17 protein-coding genes are annotated in these 18,705 nt (G+C 70.9%); 9 read left to right on the forward strand and 8 right to left on the reverse strand.

The features are described 5' to 3' along the window. Positions 1-48 precede the first annotated feature (48 nt). A complete protein-coding gene (locus tag VMS22_15875; GenBank protein ID HXJ35512.1) occupies positions 49-1,194 on the forward strand; it encodes a patatin-like phospholipase family protein in 1,146 nt (381 codons plus the stop codon). On the opposite strand, the gene VMS22_15880 is transcribed toward VMS22_15875, so the two are convergent. Then, the gene (locus tag VMS22_15880) at positions 1,191-2,837 is read right to left on the reverse strand and encodes a GAF domain-containing sensor histidine kinase (GenBank protein ID HXJ35513.1); all 1,647 of its coding nucleotides are present in this window, start codon (positions 2,835-2,837) and stop codon (positions 1,191-1,193) included. The two genes, VMS22_15875 and VMS22_15880, sit on opposite strands and share 4 nt — an antisense overlap. Positions 2,838-3,039: 202 nt before the next feature. On the opposite strand from VMS22_15880, the gene VMS22_15885 reads away from it, so the two are divergent. Together VMS22_15885 and VMS22_15890 are read left to right on the forward strand one after the other, a co-directional pair. Then, a complete protein-coding gene (locus VMS22_15885) occupies positions 3,040-3,411 on the forward strand; it encodes a hypothetical protein (protein HXJ35514.1) in 372 nt (123 codons plus the stop codon). Positions 3,412-3,436: 25 nt separating this feature from the next. Beyond that, positions 3,437-3,769 carry a hypothetical protein gene (locus tag VMS22_15890; protein HXJ35515.1) on the forward strand — a complete coding sequence of 111 codons (333 nt, stop codon included), beginning with the start codon at positions 3,437-3,439 and terminating at the stop codon, positions 3,767-3,769. Here VMS22_15890 and VMS22_15895 read toward each other — a convergent pair. Genes VMS22_15895 through VMS22_15915 form a run of 5 tightly spaced genes read right to left on the reverse strand, consistent with a single transcriptional unit; the run spans position 3,759 to position 9,296 of the window. Beyond that, on the reverse strand, positions 3,759-4,061 hold the full coding sequence (locus VMS22_15895; protein HXJ35516.1) for a putative quinol monooxygenase: 303 nt from the start codon (positions 4,059-4,061) through the stop codon (positions 3,759-3,761). The genes VMS22_15890 and VMS22_15895 overlap by 11 nt on opposite strands. A gap of 15 nt (positions 4,062-4,076) precedes the next feature. Beyond that, positions 4,077-4,865 carry an enoyl-CoA hydratase-related protein gene (locus VMS22_15900; GenBank protein HXJ35517.1) on the reverse strand — a complete coding sequence of 263 codons (789 nt, stop codon included), beginning with the start codon at positions 4,863-4,865 and terminating at the stop codon, positions 4,077-4,079. Then, entirely contained in the window at positions 4,862-5,983 is a 1,122-nt protein-coding gene (locus VMS22_15905; GenBank protein ID HXJ35518.1) for an acyl-CoA dehydrogenase family protein, read from the reverse strand. Before VMS22_15905 ends, VMS22_15900 begins: the two co-directional genes overlap by 4 nt. Further along, positions 5,980-6,630: a DsbA family protein gene (locus VMS22_15910; protein ID HXJ35519.1), complete on the reverse strand. Its 651-nt coding sequence runs from the start codon at positions 6,628-6,630 to the stop codon at positions 5,980-5,982. The genes VMS22_15905 and VMS22_15910 overlap by 4 nt, the downstream gene beginning before the upstream one ends. Next, positions 6,627-9,296 (reverse strand): di-heme oxidoredictase family protein, encoded by a 2,670-nt coding sequence (locus VMS22_15915; GenBank protein ID HXJ35520.1) that lies wholly within the window; start codon positions 9,294-9,296, stop codon positions 6,627-6,629. The genes VMS22_15910 and VMS22_15915 overlap by 4 nt, the downstream gene beginning before the upstream one ends. Before the next feature lie 132 nt (positions 9,297-9,428). On the opposite strand from VMS22_15915, the gene VMS22_15920 reads away from it, so the two are divergent. Continuing rightward, complete coding sequence (locus VMS22_15920; protein HXJ35521.1) at positions 9,429-10,022, forward strand: Uma2 family endonuclease; 594 nt, start codon at positions 9,429-9,431, stop codon at positions 10,020-10,022. Positions 10,023-10,031: 9 nt separating this feature from the next. Here VMS22_15920 and VMS22_15925 read toward each other — a convergent pair whose 3' ends face one another. After that, positions 10,032-11,216, reverse strand: a complete 1,185-nt coding sequence (locus tag VMS22_15925) for a cytochrome P450 (GenBank protein HXJ35522.1) — start codon at positions 11,214-11,216, stop codon at positions 10,032-10,034. Positions 11,217-11,223: 7 nt separating this feature from the next. Next, positions 11,224-14,184 (reverse strand): penicillin acylase family protein, encoded by a 2,961-nt coding sequence (locus VMS22_15930; GenBank protein ID HXJ35523.1) that lies wholly within the window; start codon positions 14,182-14,184, stop codon positions 11,224-11,226. 81 nt (positions 14,185-14,265) lie between these two features. Here VMS22_15930 and VMS22_15935 point away from each other — a divergent pair, with 81 nt between their 5' ends. From VMS22_15935 to VMS22_15955, 5 genes are read left to right on the forward strand one after another with little or no spacing between them, the layout of a single operon-like run. Further along, positions 14,266-15,414 carry an LLM class flavin-dependent oxidoreductase gene (locus VMS22_15935; protein ID HXJ35524.1) on the forward strand — a complete coding sequence of 383 codons (1,149 nt, stop codon included), beginning with the start codon at positions 14,266-14,268 and terminating at the stop codon, positions 15,412-15,414. After that, positions 15,411-16,370: a TIGR03619 family F420-dependent LLM class oxidoreductase gene (locus tag VMS22_15940; protein ID HXJ35525.1), complete on the forward strand. Its 960-nt coding sequence runs from the start codon at positions 15,411-15,413 to the stop codon at positions 16,368-16,370. The genes VMS22_15935 and VMS22_15940 overlap by 4 nt, the downstream gene beginning before the upstream one ends. 5 nt (positions 16,371-16,375) lie before the next feature. Next, positions 16,376-17,155, forward strand: a complete 780-nt coding sequence (locus tag VMS22_15945) for an SDR family oxidoreductase (GenBank protein HXJ35526.1) — start codon at positions 16,376-16,378, stop codon at positions 17,153-17,155. After that, positions 17,155-17,808 carry a DsbA family protein gene (locus VMS22_15950; protein ID HXJ35527.1) on the forward strand — a complete coding sequence of 218 codons (654 nt, stop codon included), beginning with the start codon at positions 17,155-17,157 and terminating at the stop codon, positions 17,806-17,808. Before VMS22_15945 ends, VMS22_15950 begins: the two co-directional genes overlap by 1 nt. Further along, positions 17,805-18,686 (forward strand): aldo/keto reductase, encoded by an 882-nt coding sequence (locus tag VMS22_15955; GenBank protein ID HXJ35528.1) that lies wholly within the window; start codon positions 17,805-17,807, stop codon positions 18,684-18,686. The genes VMS22_15950 and VMS22_15955 overlap by 4 nt, the downstream gene beginning before the upstream one ends. Positions 18,687-18,705: the final 19 nt, after the last annotated feature.

Consider the following 18,705-nt stretch of genomic DNA (forward strand, 5'->3'; position numbering starts at 1 on the left):
GCGCGGCCGTTTTGCGCCCGGCCCCGCCCTCCTCTACAAGGGAACGCGATGGGGCGGCGGTGGGGGTTGGTGCTTTCGGGCGGTGGTGCGCGCGGGGCGTTCCAGGTGGGCGTGCTCGAGCGGCTCCTCCAGGATCCGGAGTTCGGCGCGGGGCCCGTGGTGGCCTCCGGGACGTCGGCGGGCGGCATCAATGCGGCCCTGCTGGCGAGCGGCAAGAGCCCGCAGGAGATGCGGCAGTTCTGGCGCGACATCGCCGCCGATCCGCCGGTGGTCGTCGATCCGACGTTCTTCGAGGAAGCGATCAAGGCGGTCGCCGACCTCACCGCCGAGGACTCGCTCGATGTCTTCGGCGGCGGTCCGGCCGTGCGGCGCTTCATCCAGCGCGCGCAGAACCACGTGCCGCCGCGGCTGGGGAGCTTCCTCGCGCTCGTCACGGAGTACCTGCTGACGTCACGGTTCGATCTCGTCGGCCGCTTCCTCGGCGGCGTGCGGCGCTCCGCGCTCGCCGACACGACCCGGCTGCGCCAGCGTCTCGTCGACACGTTCGGCGGCGAGACGATCCACGAGCGCGCGATGCGCCTCGCCATCAACACGGTCGACGTGCGCACGGGCCGCATCGTGCGCTACGTCACGGTCGCGACGCCGCTCACCCGCGAGCCCGACTACCACATCGTGCCGGCGATCACGGTCGACATGGTGATGGCGAGCGCGAGCATTCCCCTCCTCTTCCCGCCGGTCGCGGTCGAGAACCATCTCCTGTGGGACGGCGGACTGCTCGTGAACACGCCCCTCGCGCCGGTCGTGGCGCTCGGCGTCGAGGAGATCGTCACGGTGCTCGTGACGCAGACGCCCGGCGTCGCGTCGGCGCGGCCGCTCCGCAGCCTCGGCGACGCGGTCGAGCGCACGGTCGATGCGCTGCTCGAGAACGCCTACAACGTCGACCGCAAGCTGCTCTTCACGCGCAATCGCCTGGCGAAGCTCGAGGGCGGCTACCGCGCGGTGCGCCTCTACAAGGCGCTGCGGCCCGAGACGGAGATCTGCGGCCCCGGCTCCTATCTCGACTTCCGGCGCGTGATGCTCGAGAAGCTCGCGGCCGCCGGCCGCCGCGCCGCCGATGCATGGCTCGCCGCCGGACCGCCGGAAGACGATCTCCCCGAGCCGGGCGAGCTCGACGCCGTCTCCGAGGTGGGCTAGGCGGCCGGGAGACGGACGGCGATCCGGGTGCCGGCGCCCGGAGTGCTGTCGATGGCGATCGTCCCCTGCATCACCTGGATCAGGCGCGCGACGATCGCGAGGCCGAGACCGGAGCCGGCCTGGGGCGAGGAGCCCCGCGCGAACGGCTCGAGCACGCGATCGCGCAGCTCGGGCTCGATGCCGGGACCGGTGTCCTCGACCGAGATGCAGACGCCCTCGCCTTCGAGCGCCGCCACGAGGCGCACGCAGCCCTCGTTCGTGAACTTCGCAGCGTTGGTGAGGAGGTTCACGAGCACCTGGCGGACGCGCTCGGGATCGGCCCGGGCGACGACGTCCTCGGAAACCGCCGCTTCGAAGCGCACCGGCCGATTGCGCAGCAGCGCTTCCATCATCTCCGCGAGCGGCGGGATCAGCCGGGCGACCGCCATCGGCTGGGGCGTCCACGCGACCTTTCCCTGCTCGATGCGGGCCAGATCGAGCAGGTCGTTGATGAGCCCCAGCTGATCCGCCGCCGTCCGCAGGATGCGGCGGAGCGTGTCCGACTGCTCGGGCGTGAGCGGCCCGAACGCCTCCTCGTGCAGGAGCTGCGCGTAGCCCGTGATGATGTTGAGGGGGGTCCGCAGGTCGTGGGACACGCTCGCCAGGAAGTCGCTCTTGGCGCGATTGGCGCGCGTGATGGCCTCGACGAGCAGTACCTTGCGCAACGCGGCCGTCGCCACCGTGGCGAGGATCCGCGCGTCCTCCTCGTCGGTCGGCCGGAACCGGCGCGGGTGGTCGCGATCGTGGACGACGAGCACGCCGACCGGCCCCGCGTCGTCGAAGAGCGGAACGGCCAGCACCGAGGCGGGATGGAAGCGCCGCGCCGCTTCGTGGAGCATGTACTCCGACTTGCGGAAGTCGTTCGCGACCAGCACCTGCCCGCAGCGCAGGGCGTCGGTCGACACCGAGCGGTCGCCGAGCGGGATGCGCGCGAGCTCGGCGCCCCGATCCTGCGCGGCCGTCTGGCGTGCGACGAGCGCGTCCTCCTCCACCATGAGGAGCCACGCGCCGCTCGCGCGGAACAGGTCCCGGCTCATCTGACCCAGGAGCGCCCCGACGTCGAGCGCGTCGGTCGCCGCCAGAACCTGCGCCGCCCACGTCGCGAGCCACGTGCGCCGCGTGACGAGACGCGCGGCGTCCGCTTCCAGGCGGGCGTTGCGAACCAGCAGCGCCACGTGCGCCGCCACGCGCTGCAGGGCCTCGATCTGCTCCGCGTTGAAGCGCTGCGAGTGCTTGAGGCCGCAGCTGATCGTCCCTTCGTTCTCGCCGTTGAAGACGAGGGGGAGCAGGATCAGCCCGGACAGCTCGGCGGCTTCGAGCACCTCGGCCATCACCGGCGAGGCGTCGGCCGTCGACGCGCACAGCAGGCGGCCGGCCGAGAGGCCCGTATCGTCACCGAACGTCCGCGCCCCGAAGCCGCGCCGCAGGAAGCGTTCGACGACGTGCGACGGGGTTCCGAAGTCCGCCTTCGGTAGATAGGTCCGCGTGCGCCGCGAGTAGGCGTAGATGGTCGTCTGCTCGCACGGGACCGCCTCGACGAGCGCACGGCAGATGCGGAAGAGCACGTCCGGATAGCCGGCCGCGTCCCCGACGGCGTCGAGCACCGCGCCGAGTACACGTGAGGCGTGCGGCTCCATTACCGATCGGAGTATCGGCGGCTTCTCGATTGCGGGTGAGGGTCAATCCGCTGACAGTGGCACCCGCCACGGAGTTGACAGCGGCCGTCATTCCGGCGGAGAGTGAACCCTCGGCCAGGACAGAGGCATGGAGCCTCCCTCCTCGGGCGCGGCTCCCAGAGGAGATTACATGGCGTTCATTCCCTCTCGTCAGCGACCGGTCGGCCGCCCCCGTGACACGCGACCGGTCCTCGCCGTCGGCCAGCGGGTGTTCGTCCACTCCCCGTCCGATCGCCCGATCGTCGTCCTGATGGACGAGCGCGGCGTGACCCCGGGGGGCGGCCTGGGTGACGGCGCCGAGGTCGAGGTGCTCGCCTGGCGCCCGCGCGGCTCGGCCGGAACGCGCTATCGCGTGCGCGCGCGCGAGAACGGTTCGGACGGCTGGCTCGGTGCCGACGAGCTACGCACCACCGCCGCACGGCCCGCCCCGCAGCCCGCCCAGAGTGCGACGACGGTCTCGCATGGGGCTGCGACGCATCGGCCCTTCGGGCAGCGAGGATAGCGGTCACGCACGGCGAGGCGCCTCGATGAGCAGCCTGCACGTCATCCTCCCGATCCAGTACCTGCGCCGCGCCGACGCGCAGCTCGCCGGCCCGCAGAAGCGCCTCATGCTCGCCGTCTTGCAGACCGTTCTCGACGACTGTCAGGGCACCGCGTACGCCCGCGCTACGGGCATCGCTTCGCGCGAAGATCGCCGTGCACAGCGCAGCGCGATCGCGTACGTCGAGAGCCGCGATCGGAGCTGGCCGTTCAGCTTCGACAACATCTGCGAAGCGATCGGCCTCGACGCGGAGGGGGTCCGCCGCAATCTGCGTACCCGCATCCACGACGTGCGCCGCGACGGCGAAGCTATCGCCTGACCGCGGCGATCTCCTCGTACATCGCGATCTCGGGACGTCCGTCGGCGATGCCGCGCATGGCGCCGAAGAACGCCTGCATGGCCGCGCTGCCGCCGTGCTGCGCGAAGGCCGCCTGGTCGGCGTAGATCTCGTAGAAGACGTAGACGGTCGGGTCGGCGGTGCTGCGGTGGCAGACGTAGGTCTTCGTGCCGGGCTCGTTCGCCTCGACGTGCGCGATCATCTTGCGCGCCTCGTCCTCGAACGCGGCGGTCTTGTCGGCTTTCACCTTGAGGGTTGCGATGACGGTCAGCACGGGTCGGATCTCCTTTCAGCGTCCCTTGAACGCGGGCGGGCGCTTCTCGCGGATCGCCGCGAGCGCCTCCTGGTGGTCTTCGCTCTGGAAGGTGACGAGCTCGAGCGCCGTCGACGCGTCGAAGGCGACGTTGAACGCGTCCTTCACGAGCTTGTTCACGGCGAGCTTCGTGTAGCGGACCGCGAGCGGCGCGCCGGCGGCGAGGCGGGCCGCGAAGGCGCTCGCCTCGCGATCGAGGTCCGCGGCCGGCACGACCTTGTTCACGAGCCCGATCCGCTCGGCCTCGGCGGCGGGCAGCGGATCGCCCGTCAGCAGATACTGTTTGGCCCGCGCGGGACCCACGGCGAGCGGCCAGATGGCGGCGCCGCCGTCGCCAGCGACGATGCCGACCCGCACGTGCGGGTCGCCGATCGTCGCGGTGTCGGCCATGAAGATCACGTCGCACAGCAACGCGATCGACGCGCCGAGCCCCATCGCCGCCCCGTTCAACGCCGCGACGATCGGGATCTCGACGTCGAGGAGGTCCCAGATGAGCTGCTTCGCGTCGCGCCGCAGGGCCTCCATGCGGCCGGGCTCGCGGAGCTGCGGGAACCAGTTGAAGTCGCCGCCGGCCGAGAACGCCCGTCCGCGGCCGGTCAGCATCACGGCCCGCGCGTCGCGCTCGCGCTTCAGGTCGGCGAAGAGGCGCGTGAGATCGTGGTGGAGCGCGTCGTCGACCGCGTTCACCGGGCTGGTCGGGTGGGCGATCGTCACACGCAGGACGTCGCCCGTGCGCGCGGTCTCGAGGGTCGTGTAGGCGCTCATAGCTGGGTCGTATCCGTGTCGAGGCCGAGAAAGATGCGACCGGCCAGCTCGAGCGTCGCGGGTGCCACCATCGCGTGCTGGGTGGCGACGTGCACGTCCCGGAAGCAGCGCTGGAGCGGGCTCGTCGCGTAGACCGACGTCCCGCCCCCCGCGTTGTACATGAGATCGGTCGCCCGCGCGGCGCTGGTCGTCGCGTGCGTCGCGGCGACGCGAAGCGCCGCGCGCTCCGCCGTCGCGATCTCGCCGGTCGCCTCGGCTGCGAGCCAGGCGTCGCCGATCGCGTCGGCGAGGAGCGCGCGGCCTCCGCGCACGAGCGCTTCGGCCTCGGCGACCTGCGCCTGGACGACGGCACGCTCGGCGAGCGAGCGACGCGAGCCCTGCGGCGTCTTGGTGGAGGCGAGCCGAACCAGCTCGTCGATCGCGGCGCGCGCGATCCCGAGCGCCACGGCGGCGATCCCGCCGGCGAGCAGGCCAAAGACCGGGAACGCGTAGAGCGCGCCGCCCGCGCTCGGGTGGTCTTCGGTCAGCGACACCGAGCGCGCGGCGGGCACGAACAGCTCGTCGACCGCTATGTCGTGGCTCCCGGTTCCCCGCAGGCCGGCGACCGTCCACGTGTCGATGATCTGCGCCTCGGCGGCGGGGAAGAGCATCATGCGGGCGCGCGGCGCACCACCGTCGCGCACGAGACAGCCCCCCATGAGCCAGGCGCAGTGCTCGCTGCCGGATGCGAACGGCCAGCGGCCGGAGACGCGATAGCCCCCTGCCTCGGGCACCGCCGTGCCGCTCGGCGCGTACACGCCGCCCGTCACGACGCGGGGGTCCGTCCCGTAGATCTCGCGCGCCACGTCGTCGGGGAGATACGCCGACACGACGCCGCTGGTGGCGCCGATCATGGCGCACCATCCCGCCGAGCCGTCGGCGGTGGCGATGGCTTCGATCACCTCGACGAGGCGACCGGGGTGGGCTTCCTCCCCGCCGAGCGCCTGCGGCACGCAGAGGCGGAAGACGCCGGCGTCGGCGAGCGCGTGCACGAGCTCCAGCGGCAGCCGCCGGGCCCGTTCGATCTCGTCCGCCGCCGCCCGGATGCGCGGCAGGAGCGCCCGGACCGATTCGATCACGCGGGCGCTCCCGCGAGCTCGCGCACGCGCGCAGCGAGCCAATCGACGCGGTCCTTGCCCCAGAACCGCTCGCTCGCGACGACCCACGTCGGCACGCCCGGGCACTCGTCGCGGTCGAAGGCGTCCAGCGCCGCGCGTACCATGTCTCCGGGTCCCTCGGCCATTGCCGCCGCGAGGTGGCGATCGGGATCGAGCCCCGCCGTCGCGGCGGCCCGTCGTACTACCTCTTCGTCGTTGACGTCCAGCCCCAGCACCCATGCGGCGCGAAAGAGCGCGCGGTCGAGCGCGTCCTCCTTGCCGCTGCCGACCGCAGCATAGTACGCGCGCGCGGGCAGCTCCTCGCGCGCGAGCGGCGAGGCCGCCCACCGCGCCGCGCGTTCGGCGAACGCGGCGGGCGGCGGCGGCTCGAACGGAATGCCGTACCGGCGAGCCCAGCGCAGGCAATCCTCGCGATGGTACCGGCCGTGGCGCTCGGCTTCGCGCCCGGCGACGAGGTCGGCGACCTTCACCCCGCGTGAGCGCGGCACGACGATCGGCCGTCGTTCGACCACGACCGGCAGGCCGGCGAGCGCGCGCTCGGCGAGCACGTGTCCCAGGTACGCGTTCGGCGAGTGGTAGATGGTGTACGCGACGACGGTGACGCTCACAGCGAGCGGAGGTACGCGACCAGCGCGGCCTTCTCCGAGGGGAAGAGGAAGAAGTAGCGGTCGCGCGATCCCGCCGCCTCGCCATCGTGCGCCTCGATCGCCTCCTCGAGCGTCGCCGCGCGCCCGTCGTGCAGATACGGCGCGCTCTGGCCGACTCCCCACAGCGGCGCCGTGCGGAAGTCGTTGCCGCCCGCGTCGCCCTGCACGACACCGTCGCCGAGCGAGCCCATGTCGTGCAGGAGGAGGTCGGAGTACAGCCGCACGCGCTTGTTCGAGAGCGCGCGGATGCTGGTGAGGCCGGTGCGTAGCTTGTCGGTGTGGCAGACGTGGCAACGCATGCGCCGGAAGATCCGCTTGCCGATGCGCGCCCTCACGTCGAGCACGGGCCGGTCGACGAGCGGGGCCAGAGCGCGCAGGAAGCCGGTGAATGCCCCGATCGCGCTTCCGCTGTCCTCGGGCTCGGGGACGGTGTCGCAGACGGGCGGCCCACCCTGGGGCCGCACCTCCTCCAGGCGGGTCGGGCTCGTGATGCCCATCTGGTCGCGGTATTCGTCGGCCGCGACGTCGTCGAGCTTTGCCGCCTGCGCCTTCCAGCCGAACCGCCCGACGCGGCGATCGACCATGTTCGGGCGCCCGATCACGCCGTCGTGGTTGCGGTCGAGCGAATCGGCGAAGCGCAGGATCTTGTAGTCGGGGATGGCCTCGATGAGCCCCGCGCCGAAGAGCGCCGGGGTATCCCGCTGCGCGACGATGGTTGCCGCCGTGGGCACGACCTCGCCGGCCACCGTGCACGTCGGCGTCGACACGCCCTCGGACTGCAGCAGCGCGCCCCCCTGGACCGCCATCGGGTCGAACCCGCCGGCGCCGGTCGTGCCGAAGAGCGTGACGACGCGCGTGCCCGACCCCCCGATGCTCGGCCGGTTGTGGCACTCGGCGCAGCTCGCGCCGTTGAACACGGGCCCGAGACCGGAGGTCGGGGTCTCGGTCTGCATGAACGTCTGGAGCCCCTCCTCGAAGCGGACGCGCTCCGCGGGCGTGAGACCGACGATCGCGGTCGGCCGGCACACGATCGGGTTCGACTGGTCGGGATTCGCGAAGAGCGGACAGCTGTCGCATGCGTCGCCGACGCCGTCGTAGTCGCTGTCGCGCTGATCAACGTTGGCGATCGTGGGGCAGTTGTCATTGCCGCACGCGTCGACGGGGCGACCCCAGCCGTCGCGATCGGGATCCGTGCATGGATCGCACGCATCCCCGAGCCCGTCGCCGTCGGCGTCGGCCTGGGAGGGATCGTACGCCGCCGGGCAGATGTCGCAGGCATCGCCGAGGCCGTCGTGGTCGCCGTCCTGCTGCGTCGGATTGAAGACGCCCGGACAGTTGTCGCGCGGGCAGGTGTTGGCGGGGAAGCCCGGATCCCCGCGGCCGTCGCCGTCGCTGTCGGTGCACGGGTCGTCCGGGTCGTCGATGCCGTCGCCGTCGTAGTCGGTCGCGACCTGGACGAGCACCGTCGGCCCCCCGTCGGGCTGCCCCTCGATGAACGTCGCCAGCGTCGCGCGCCGATCGTCGCTCAGCTGCGGCGCGGACGCGCCGAAGAGCCGATGCGCCGGATCCCACGGCGCCGGCGTGTAGTCGTCGAGCAGGCGCGTCGTCACGCCGTCGGTCCGGCGCAGGACGACTGATGCGGACGGCGGACCGTAGAACGCGCCCCGGAAGACGAGGTCGCCGCGCCGGTTGAACGCCGGCCAGGCGCTGTTGCTCGACCACTGGACTCCCCAGGGGCTCGGCGTGCCGTCGACCACGAACGCGCCCATCGCGCTGCTGTCGACGCGGATCATCTGGCCCGCGAAGCCTTCGTGCGCGAGCTCGTCGCCGAGGTTCGCGACCAGGACGAGGTTCCCACCCTGGTCGATCGCGTGCTGCGCGACGTCGTCGATGAGCCCGCCGCCCGGCGCCGCGTCGCCCTGCCGGATGACGCGACGGATGACGCCCGCGTCGAGACGATAGACGGCGCTGAAGCCGGTGCTGAACACGATGCGTCGCGCGTCGTTCATGCGCGCGCCCTGGAAGGTGGCGATGAGGTCCCCCTCGGCGCTGTGCGCGCCGACGCGCATGAGCTCCGTCACCGCTCCGCCCGCGAGCGAGAGGAGAGCCGACGTGAGCGGGCCGCCCGGCACGTTCTGCGCGATCCCCGTCAGCAGCACGTCGCCGTCGTCGTTGAAGTCGTCGACGCGCAGGCCGATCCAGTTGTCGCCCGCCGGGAGATCGGTGAGGCCCAGGATCTCCTCGAACGCCCCGCCGTCGTAGGCGTAGACGTGGTCCGCGATCTCGAAGGCCACGGTCCCCGCGTCGTTCGTGAACAGCGACGCCGGTGCGCCGAACGTCCCGCCGCCGGGCAGCGGATCGCCCTCGAGCGCGAGGGTCGTGAGGCTGCCGTTCTCCCACAGCACCAGCGCGCTCGTCGCACCTGGTCGCGACGGGATCGTCGCGCCGACGAGGACGGCGACGCGGCGCCCCGAGGGGGCCGCCGCGACCGACGAGATCTCCGTCACCGTGCCGCCCGGAAACACGTCGCCGGCCCGCAGCAGCGGATGCACCCCCGCCGCGACCGTCGCGACCCGCGCGACGGCGACCGTGCACGCGACGGCCAGGGCCAGTCGACGACGGCGCATGGAAGCCCCCCTCGTCCCGCTATGCGCGAGCCGGGTCGCCGCCGTCAAGGGCAATTCGCGCCGACGCGATTGCTCGTCATGCTCCGATCGCAGGGATTGTCGCTGCGCCGGGGCGCGCCTACACTCCGCCGCATGGCTGCCCCCGCCCCAGCCGAGCAGGGCACTCCGGGTCGCTACACGGTCGCGCAGTACGCCGACCTGGTGCGGCAGGGAGTCCTCGGACCCGACGATCGGGTCGAGCTGCTGGATGGGGTGATCGTCGCCGTGGCGCCGCAGAATCCGTGGCATGCAGCCGTGCTTGATCAGGTGAAGAACGTGCTCGCGAGCGTCGTCGGCGACCGGGCGACGGTGCGGGTGCAAAGTCCGCTCGCGCTCGGGCCACGATCGATGCCGGAGCCCGATGTCGCGGTCGTCGCCGGTCGCAGTCTGGACTTCGTCGTCGCCCATCCGACGTCGGCTCTGCTCGTCGCCGAGTGTGCCGACGCTTCGGTGCAGCAGGACCGCCTCACCAAGGCCGCGATCTACGCCGCCGCGGGGATCCCCGAGTACTGGATCGTCAGCCGGCGCGACGATGCCGTCGAGGTGTTCCGCGACCCCGATCCCGCCGCCGCGACGTACCGGACCCGGCGCCTCGCGCGCCGGGGCGAACGCCTGGCGCCGGTCGCGATCACCGGAGCCGGCGTCGCCGTGGACGACCTGCTGCCCGCGCCTGCCGACTCGGCGTGAGCCCGGGCGTCAAGCCGCCGCGAAGGGAACGTGCTCGTAGCCGTGCACGTTCGACATGTGCACGCGCACGCAGCGCGACTCCTCGACGCCGTAGCGCGGGAAGCGCGCGGCAAACTCCTCGAGGGCGACGCGGCTCTCGAGCCGCGCGAGCGACGCCCCGAGGCAGAAGTGGACGCCGTGGCCGAGCGCGAGATGCTGCTCGGGCCGCCGGGCGACGTCGAAGCGGTCGGGATCGGGGAACTCGCGCTCGTCTCTGTTCGCCGATCCGGTGAGGAGCAGGATGCGTGCGCCCTTCGGGACCGTCCGGCCGTGCCATTCGACGTCGCGGGTCGTGACGCGCCCCTGGTACTGCGACGGCGACGAGTAGCGCAGCGTCTCCTCGACCGCATCGGGGATGAGCCCCGGATCGGCGAGCACCTTCGCCCACTCATCGGGGTGGCGCGCGAACAGCACGCACGCGTTGGCGAGGAGCTTCGTCACCGTCTCGTTGCCGGCAGCTCCGAGGAGCGAGCAGAACCCGATGATCTCGCCATCGGTGAGACGCGTCGTGCCGCCGTGATCGTCCTCGACCTCGGCATCGAGCAGCGCCGACACGAGCCCGTCGTTTCGCTGCGTGCGCAAGGTGTCGAGGAAGTCGCCCCAGTACTGCATCATGCACGCCATCGCGACCATCGCGCGCTCTGGGACGACGGGCGTGTCGCGATCGCGCTCGAGCGAGAGATCCATCCACTGCCGGAGCTGGAGCCGGTCCCCCTCGGGCACGCCGAGGAGGGTGAAGATCACCTCCATCGGCAACGGCATCGACACGTCGGTCACGAAGTCACCGCCGCCGCGTTCCGCGCAACGGTCGAGCAGGCGCCGGACGGTGGTCCGGATGAAGGGCTCGAGCGACGCCACCCGCCGCGGGGTGAACACGCGGGACACGAGCTTCCGCAGCCGGTCGTGGCGCGGCGGATCGAGGAAGATGATCATCGGCCGCACCTCGAAGAGCTTCGGATCCATGCGCTCGACCGTCGTGCCCTCGCGCGAGCTGTACGTCTCCCAGTCGAGCGACGCCGCGAGCACGTCGCGATAGCGCGAGAGGGCCCAGAAGCGGAGGGACTCGTTGTGGTAGAGCGGCGCGTGGTCGCGCATCCACCGGTACGTCCGGTACGGGTCCTCGTGAAATTCGTGCGCGAACGGGTTCAGCTCCACGCGTCCCTCACTTGAAGTCGAGCTGCATCGGTTTGTAGGTGAAGGTGCGGAAGAGCTCCGCCTGATCGCCCATGTGCGGATCGGCCTTGGCGATCCCCGCGCCCTGCTGCTGCAGGAAGCCCGACTGTCCGGGCGGGAGCACGTTCTCGCCGCGGATGGGGCTTCCGAGCTCGAGCGCCTGCATGTACGTGCTGCGATTCTCCGAGGGAGCCTTGCCGAACCCGGTCGGCATCGTCCCGGTCGCGAGCAACGGATCGGCGAACGAGTCGAGGCAGTCGAAGTCGAGGTCCGCCGGCGGCTGCCATCCCCAGGCGGTCGGATCGGGCGTGCCGAAGCCGCTCACCGAGCCGCCCGACCCGTCGCACGTCCCGAAACCCATCTCCGGCAACGGCCCCGTTCCCGACAGCAGCGCGATGGCGTCGTTGAGGCTCTGGACGATCATCTGATCGCGATGACCGCCGAAGTAGTCGCCGGCGTACCGCTGCGGGACGCCCGACTGTGCGCCGCGCAGGACGTGGAGCAGCATGTTGTAGGTCGTCTCGCCCAGGTAGTCGTTGCCGTCGATCCCGCTGTCGGAGAAATCGACCGTGCCGACGTACGTCGCGCCCGGCCGCCCGCCGCCCCAGAGGTTCTTCTTCATCGCATACCACCACTGGAAGAAGATCGACATCCCGGGCTGCCCGCGGGACGGGTTGTAGCCCGGCGCGTAGTGCCCGCCGACGAAGATCTGCGAGGTGTCGGTGAGATACCGGTTCCAGTCGAAGAGGATCTGCATCACCTGCTGGAGCGTAGGGTGCGTGGTCGGGTCGACGAGCGGATCGCTCGACGCCAGGAGGCTCATGTACGCCTGCTGGATGAACGGGAAGAGCGCAGGGACCGCCGCGCGAATCGTGTCGGTCGAGCCGTCCATGGTCCCCACGTCGCGCTCGATCTCCTCGGCGTCCTCGAGCGACATGGCGTCGTCGTTCGCCAGCAGGAACGCGATGCGCTGTGAGCGATAGACCTCGCCCCAGTGCTCGTCGTGCGAGTTGCCCTCCTGAACGTACGGCTTGTCGGCCGGCTTCGTGTTCCAGTTGGCGAGCCAGCCCTGGGTCGGGTTGACCGAGAGGAGCGACTTCGAGAACGGCACGTAGCGCTCACCGCCGGGGTGCGTCCCCCATTCCTGCGAGCCCGTGCCGTCGGCCGGGAGACGATCGTCGAATCCCGCCGGGAAGGCCGGCCGCGCGCCGGCGCTCCAGTAGGCGATGTTCCCCTTTTTGTCGGCGAAGAAGAAATTGTGGAGCGAGACGACCTTGTGGACGGAGGACTGGAAGGCCGTGAAGTTCTGGTCGAGACCGTACTCGAGGAAACCGTCGACCGTGGACGATTCGTTCTTCCAGTACGCGGTCTTGTAGGTGAACGCGCGCGGCGGCGTCGCCCCGAGGTCGAACTCGATGACGTAGCCGTGGAAGTGCGCCGGGTCGCAGTCGTTCACGCGGAAGACGTTGTAGAGGAGCGGACCGTCGTTGAGCGCCGGACCCGCCGGCGCGTAGGCCGCGGGCTTGGTCGAGACCTCGCCGGCGTAGTGGAAGGTCTCCGTGCGGCGATCGAGCGGGACGAAGCTCCCGCCCTGCAATACCGCGTACTGCGCGGAGACGCTCTGCGGCTCGGGCGCCGCCGGCTCCTGGAGCGTCTCGACGTACAGCGTCGAGTTGTCGATCTCCCCCGAGGTGGTGGTGAAGGCGAACTTGTTCGTCTGGCCGATCAGGACGCCGGGCACCCCGGCGATCATCATGCCGCCCGCCCGCATCGCCCGCGAGTTGACGTACATCTCGACGTCGATGTTCGGGTTGTCGAAGCCCTCCTGCGGCCCGCCCCACAGGAGCGCGTGTCCCGTCTGGCTCCGCTCGGGCGAGACCACCCATGCGTTGCTGCCGGACTTGAGGAAGACGCCGAACCGCCGGTTGAGCTCGCGGGCCTCGCGTTCCATCCGCTGCGTCGCGCGCAGCCCGCGCAGGATCGTCGACGGGGGAACGTCGCGCAGGAAGGCATGCTGGGCGCGATAGGGATCGCGCGGGATGTCGGCGAGCGCGATCGGCGGCGTGAAGAACCCGAGGACCTGGGCGAGCACACTGGGGACCCCGACCGGCGCGGCGTCGGCGATCGGCACGGGCGTCTTCCCGCCCTTCACCTTGTTGATGGCTCCCGAGGTCGGGATGGTGGTCGGCGCGTTGGGATCGTCGAGCCACCGGACGTCCTCGAAGACGTCACGGGCGGCAGCAGCCGAGCCGAGCTTCGCCGTGAGGTAGTTGAGCAAGGCCGCCTGGCGGAGCTGCCGTCCCCCGCCACTTCCGAAGCGGCCCGCCAGCAGCACGCCGATCGCGCCGACGTCGGTCACGCGCCACGGGTCGGGCTTGTACACTTCGCCGCCGCCGGGGACGGCGACGATGCTGTAACGGACCCCGCCCGGAATCTGAAAGTTCCCCTGCAGGCGGATCGCGAGGGGCAGGATGAAGAACTCGTAGGGAATCCTGTCCAGCGAAGGCCCGGCGTAGATCTCGTCGATGTACGCGTTGACGCCGTCGACGAACCCCTGCACCAGCGTCTGGACCGGGCAGGAGACCGTGGTCGCGAGATACTGGCGCTCCTCGTCCGAGTAGAACTGGCGGCGCGCGTCGATGTCGCTCGACAGGAAGTCGCGCCCGAACAGCTCCGCGACGTTGCCCGTGGCCGACTTCCGCACGAGCTCCATCTGGAAGAGGCGATCCTGCGCCTGCCCCTGCCCCATGCCGTAGCCGACGTCGTAGAGCGTCCGGGCCTTCAGGTGCGGCACGCCGTAGTCGTCGCGCGTGATCTGCACCTTCAGCTTGTCCGGCTTCTTGATCGTGCAGGCGACCTGCGGGCTCGCGTTCGCGGTGCAGAGTGCGTGCGCCGGCGAAGCCGTGATCGAGACGAGGACCACCAATGCCACGAGAGGTCGAAACGTCATCGCGCGATCAAATCGCCCTGCTCCGGAGCGGTCAAGTCGCGCCTTGTCATCGTCGGGCGGCGGCTGGTAAGCCACCCGCCCATGGAATTCGGTCTGTTCATCCAGGCGCACGTTCCGCAGTCCGAGGTGCAGGCGAACCCCGAGGGCGCCGAGCACGATCGCCTGATGCGCGAGGTCGACCTCGCGGTCGCCTGCGACGGCTTCAACTTCAAGTACGTCTGGTCGGTCGAGCACCACTTCCTGGAGGAGTACTCGCACATCTCGGCCTCGGAGATCGTCCTGCCGTGGATCGCGGCGCGCACGCAGCGCATCCACGTCGGCTCGGCCATCTGGAACATCACGCCGCCCGTGAACCACCCCGCCCGCGTCGCCGAGCGGGTCGCCATGATGGATCACCTCTCGCTCGGGCGCTTCGAGTTCGGCACCGGGCGTGGCTCGTCGACCACCGAGTTCAAGGGCTTTCGCATCCCGGACGGCGAGACCACGCGCTCGATGTACGACGAGGCGCTGCCCGAGATCGTCCGCATGTGGAAGACGACCAGGTACAGCTACGAGGGCAAGCACTTCTCCATGCCCGAGCGGAACGTGCTCCCGAAGCTCTACTCGAAGCCCCACCCGCCGATCTGGGTCGCGTGCGGCAGCCCGTCGACGTTCGAGAAGGCCGGACGCCTCGGGCTCGGCGCGCTCTGTTTCAGCCTCGGCTCGCCCAAGGACTTCGAGCCGCTCATCAAGACCTACAAGAACGCCATCCGCAATGCCGAGCCCATCGGCGACTACGTGAACGACAACGTCGTGTGCGTCTCGCAGCTCGTGTGCCACGAGGACGGGAAGAAGGCGCGCGAGATGGCCCTCGACATGGGCAGCGGCCGTCACCAGAGCCTCGTCTTCCGCTACCTCGACACCTTCCCGAAGCCGCCGCAGGTGCCCGACTGGCCGCAGCTCATTCCCGACCCCACGCCGGCGCAGCTCGAAGAGCGCATCGCGACGGGGCAGCGCATCGTCGGCACGCCGGACGAGTGCGCCAAGGCGGTGCAGAAGTACGTCGACGTCGGCTGCGACCAGCTCGTGTTCGGCATCCTGGCGACGACGCTGCCGCAGGAAGCGTGCGTCAAGACCTGCGAGCTGTTCGGCAAGCACGTGATCCCGCGCTTCGACACCGACCCCGTGCACTCGACGACACGCTACCGCGAGGCGGCGGCGCGCACCGGCAGGCAGGCCGCCGCGCGATGACGGCGGCTCGCGCCGTCCAGATCGTTCCGCCGGGACGCCTGGTCTACGGGCTGCAGCTTCCCGTCGCCGCGCAGAGCACCGTCTTCGCGCAGCCGTGGGAGGCGAGCGCCGGCACGACCGAGCTCGTCCGGGTCGCGAAGGCGTGCGACCGCGCCGGCTTCTTCTACATCGCCGCGTGCGACCACGTGTGCGTGCCGCGCGAGCAGGCGAAGGCGATGTCGACCGTCTGGTACGACACGATCGCGACGCTCGGCTTCCTCGCCGCCGCGACCAAGCACGTGCGCCTCATGTCGTACGTCTGGATTCCGGCCTATCGCCACCCGCTGCTGACGGCGAAGGCGTTCATGACGCTCGACGCGCTCTCGGGCGGGCGCGTGATCCTCGGCTGCGGCGCCGGCCACCTCCAGGGCGAGTTCGCGACGCTCGGCGTCGACTTCACGCGACGCGGAAAGCTGATGGACGAGGCGCTCGACGTCGTCGTCGCCGCGTTCCTCGAGGAGTATCCGTCGCACGACGGGCCCACGTGGCACATCCACGACGTCGGCCTGCGGCCGCGTCCGGTCCAGCAGCCGCGGCCGCCCATCTGGGTCGGCGGCAACACGCCGGCGGCGCTGCGGCGCGCCGCCGCGAAGGGCGACGGCTGGGTGCCGCAGGGCACCTTCCGCGACCAGTTCCCGGGCCAGGTCGCGACCATCCGCGAGCACCGCAAGAAGGTGCGCGGCGACGAGCCGATCGAGATCGGGGCCAACAGCCCGTGGCTGTACGTGGGGAAGCCGCCGTTCGAGATGCCGCCGGGTGCCGTCACGGGCGGCGGCGACACCATCGCCGCATCGCTGCTCGAGCTGAAGACGATGGGCGCGAACCTGTGCGGCGTCCGTTTCCGCTCACGCTCCTGTGACGAGCTCTGTGATCAGATCGACGCATTCGGGCGCGAAGTCGCGCCGCTACTGGGGTGAACGCCATGCTGCTCGAGAATCGCATCGCCATCGTCTCGGGGATCGGCCCGGGAGTGGGCAAGGAGGTCGCGTACGCCTTCGCGCGCGAGGGCGCCGACGTGGTGCTCGCGGCGCGGACGGCGGCCTCGCTCCAGGAGGTCGCGCTCGGCGTGCAGAAGCGACGGCGCCGCGCGCTCTGCGTGCCGACCGACATCGCGAAGCCGGAGGACTGCGAGCGGCTCGTGAAGGCCGCGATCAAGGAGTACGGCCGCGTCGACGTGCTCGTGAACAACGCCTTCCTCACCCACCCGTGGGGACCAATCGAGACGGCGAACTTCGAGGACTGGAAGAAGATCCTCGACGTGAACCTCTTCGGGTCGCTCCGCCTCTCGCAGCTCGTGATCCCGCACATGAAGGCCCAGGGCGGCGGCTCGATCGTCATGGTGAACACGATGTCGATGCGCATCATCGAGCCCAACGTCGGGGGCTACGCCTCGTCGAAGGGCGCGCTCATGACGGCGACGCAGACGCTCGCGAAGGAGGTCGGGCCGCACGGCATCCGCGTCAACTCGATCGTGCCCGGCTACATCTGGAGCGACAAGATGGAGGCGTACTTCAAACGCCTGGCGAGCGAGCAGGGCCGCACGTACGACGACGTCCACCACGAGGTCGCGTCGAAGACGGCGCTCCATCGCATCCCCGACTCGCGCGAGGTCGCCGACACGGTCGTCTTCTTCGCGTCGGACCTCTCGCGCGCGTGCACGGGACAGGCGCTCGACGTGAACGGCGGACATTTCTTCCACTGATGACCCTCGCCGTCGACGTCTTCTGGTCCTTCCGCTCGCCCTACTCCTACCTCGCGACGCCGCGCCTGGTGGAGATCGCGCGCCTCTACGACGTCGACGTGAACGTCCGGCCGGTGCTGCCGATCGCGGTGCGCATCCCGGGCTTCTTCGAGAGGGTGAACCCACTCTGGCCGCCGTATCTCCTGCGCGACACGACGCGGATCGCCGAGCACCTTGGCATCCCGTACGGGTGGCCGCGGCCCGATCCGATCGTGCAGGAATTCCCGTCGCGGAAGGTCGCCGCCGAGCAGCCGTACATCCATCGCCTCACCCGCCTCGGGGTCGACGCCTCGGAGCGCGGGCGTGGCCTGCCCTTCATCGCCGAGGTCTCTCGCCTCGTCTTCGGCGGCGAGGTCGTCGGCTGGCACGAGGGCTCGCATCTCGCCGACGCCGCCCGGCGCGCCGGACTCGACCTCGCGGCGATGGACGCCGCGATCGCCGCCGACCCGAAGCGCTACGACGCGATCATCGAGCGGAACCAGCGCGACCTCGAGGTGGCCGGCCACTGGGGCGTACCCACCATGGTCTTCCAAGGCGAGCCCTTCTTCGGGCAGGATCGGCTCGACCTCCTCGTCTGGCGCATGCAGCAACACGGGCTCACCAAACGCGCATGATCACCCGGCCGCTCGGCCGCACCGGCCACCACTCGTCCGTCCTCGCCTTCGGGGGGGCGGCGTTCTGGGCGGACCAGGACGACGCGCGCGCCGCCGCGGCGCTCGAAGACGCGCTCGCCCGCGGTGTGAATCACGTCGACGTCGCGCCGTCGTACGGCGAGGCCGAGCGCGTGCTGGGCCCGGCAGTCGCACGTCACCGCGACCACATGTTCCTCGCGTGCAAGACGCGCGAGCGGCGGCGGGGAAAGGCGCGCGACGAGCTCCATCGCTCGCTCGAGCGCCTGCACACCGATCGCTTCGACCTCTACCAATGTCACGCCGTCTCGGACGCCTACGATCTCGATCGCATCCTCGGACCCGGCGGCGCCATGGAGGCGATCCTCGAAGCGCGCGAGCAGGGGCTCGTGCGCTTCATCGGCATCACGGGCCATCACTGTTCCGTGCTCCGCGACGCGCTCGCGCGCTTCGCGTTCGACACGGTCATGTTCCCCGTGAACCCGATCCAGGCGGCCGATCCGCGCCCCGCGACCGACTACCGGCCGCTCCTCGCCGCGACGATCGCCCGCGGCGTCGGCGCCATCGGCATCAAGGCGATCGCGCTCGGGCCGTGGGCGACGCGCGCCGAGCAGACGTACACCACCTGGTACCGGCCGTCGGACGATCCCGCCGATATGGCGCGGCGGCTCCGCTTCGCGCTCACGCACCTCGTCGCCACGACGGTGCTGCCGTCGGACACGCGCCTGTGGCCGCCGCTGTTCGAGACCGCCGAACGGCTGGACGTGCTCGGCGACGACGAGATGGAGGCGATGATCCGCGATGCGCGCGGCGCGCGGCCGCTGTACGTGGAATCGATGAAGCTCGGATTCCCGGCCTATTAGGGGGCCTCAACCCCGTTCC

This window comes from Candidatus Eisenbacteria bacterium, from assembly GCA_035577985.1.
Lineage (GTDB): Bacteria > Desulfobacterota > Binatia > DP-6 > DP-6 > DATJZY01.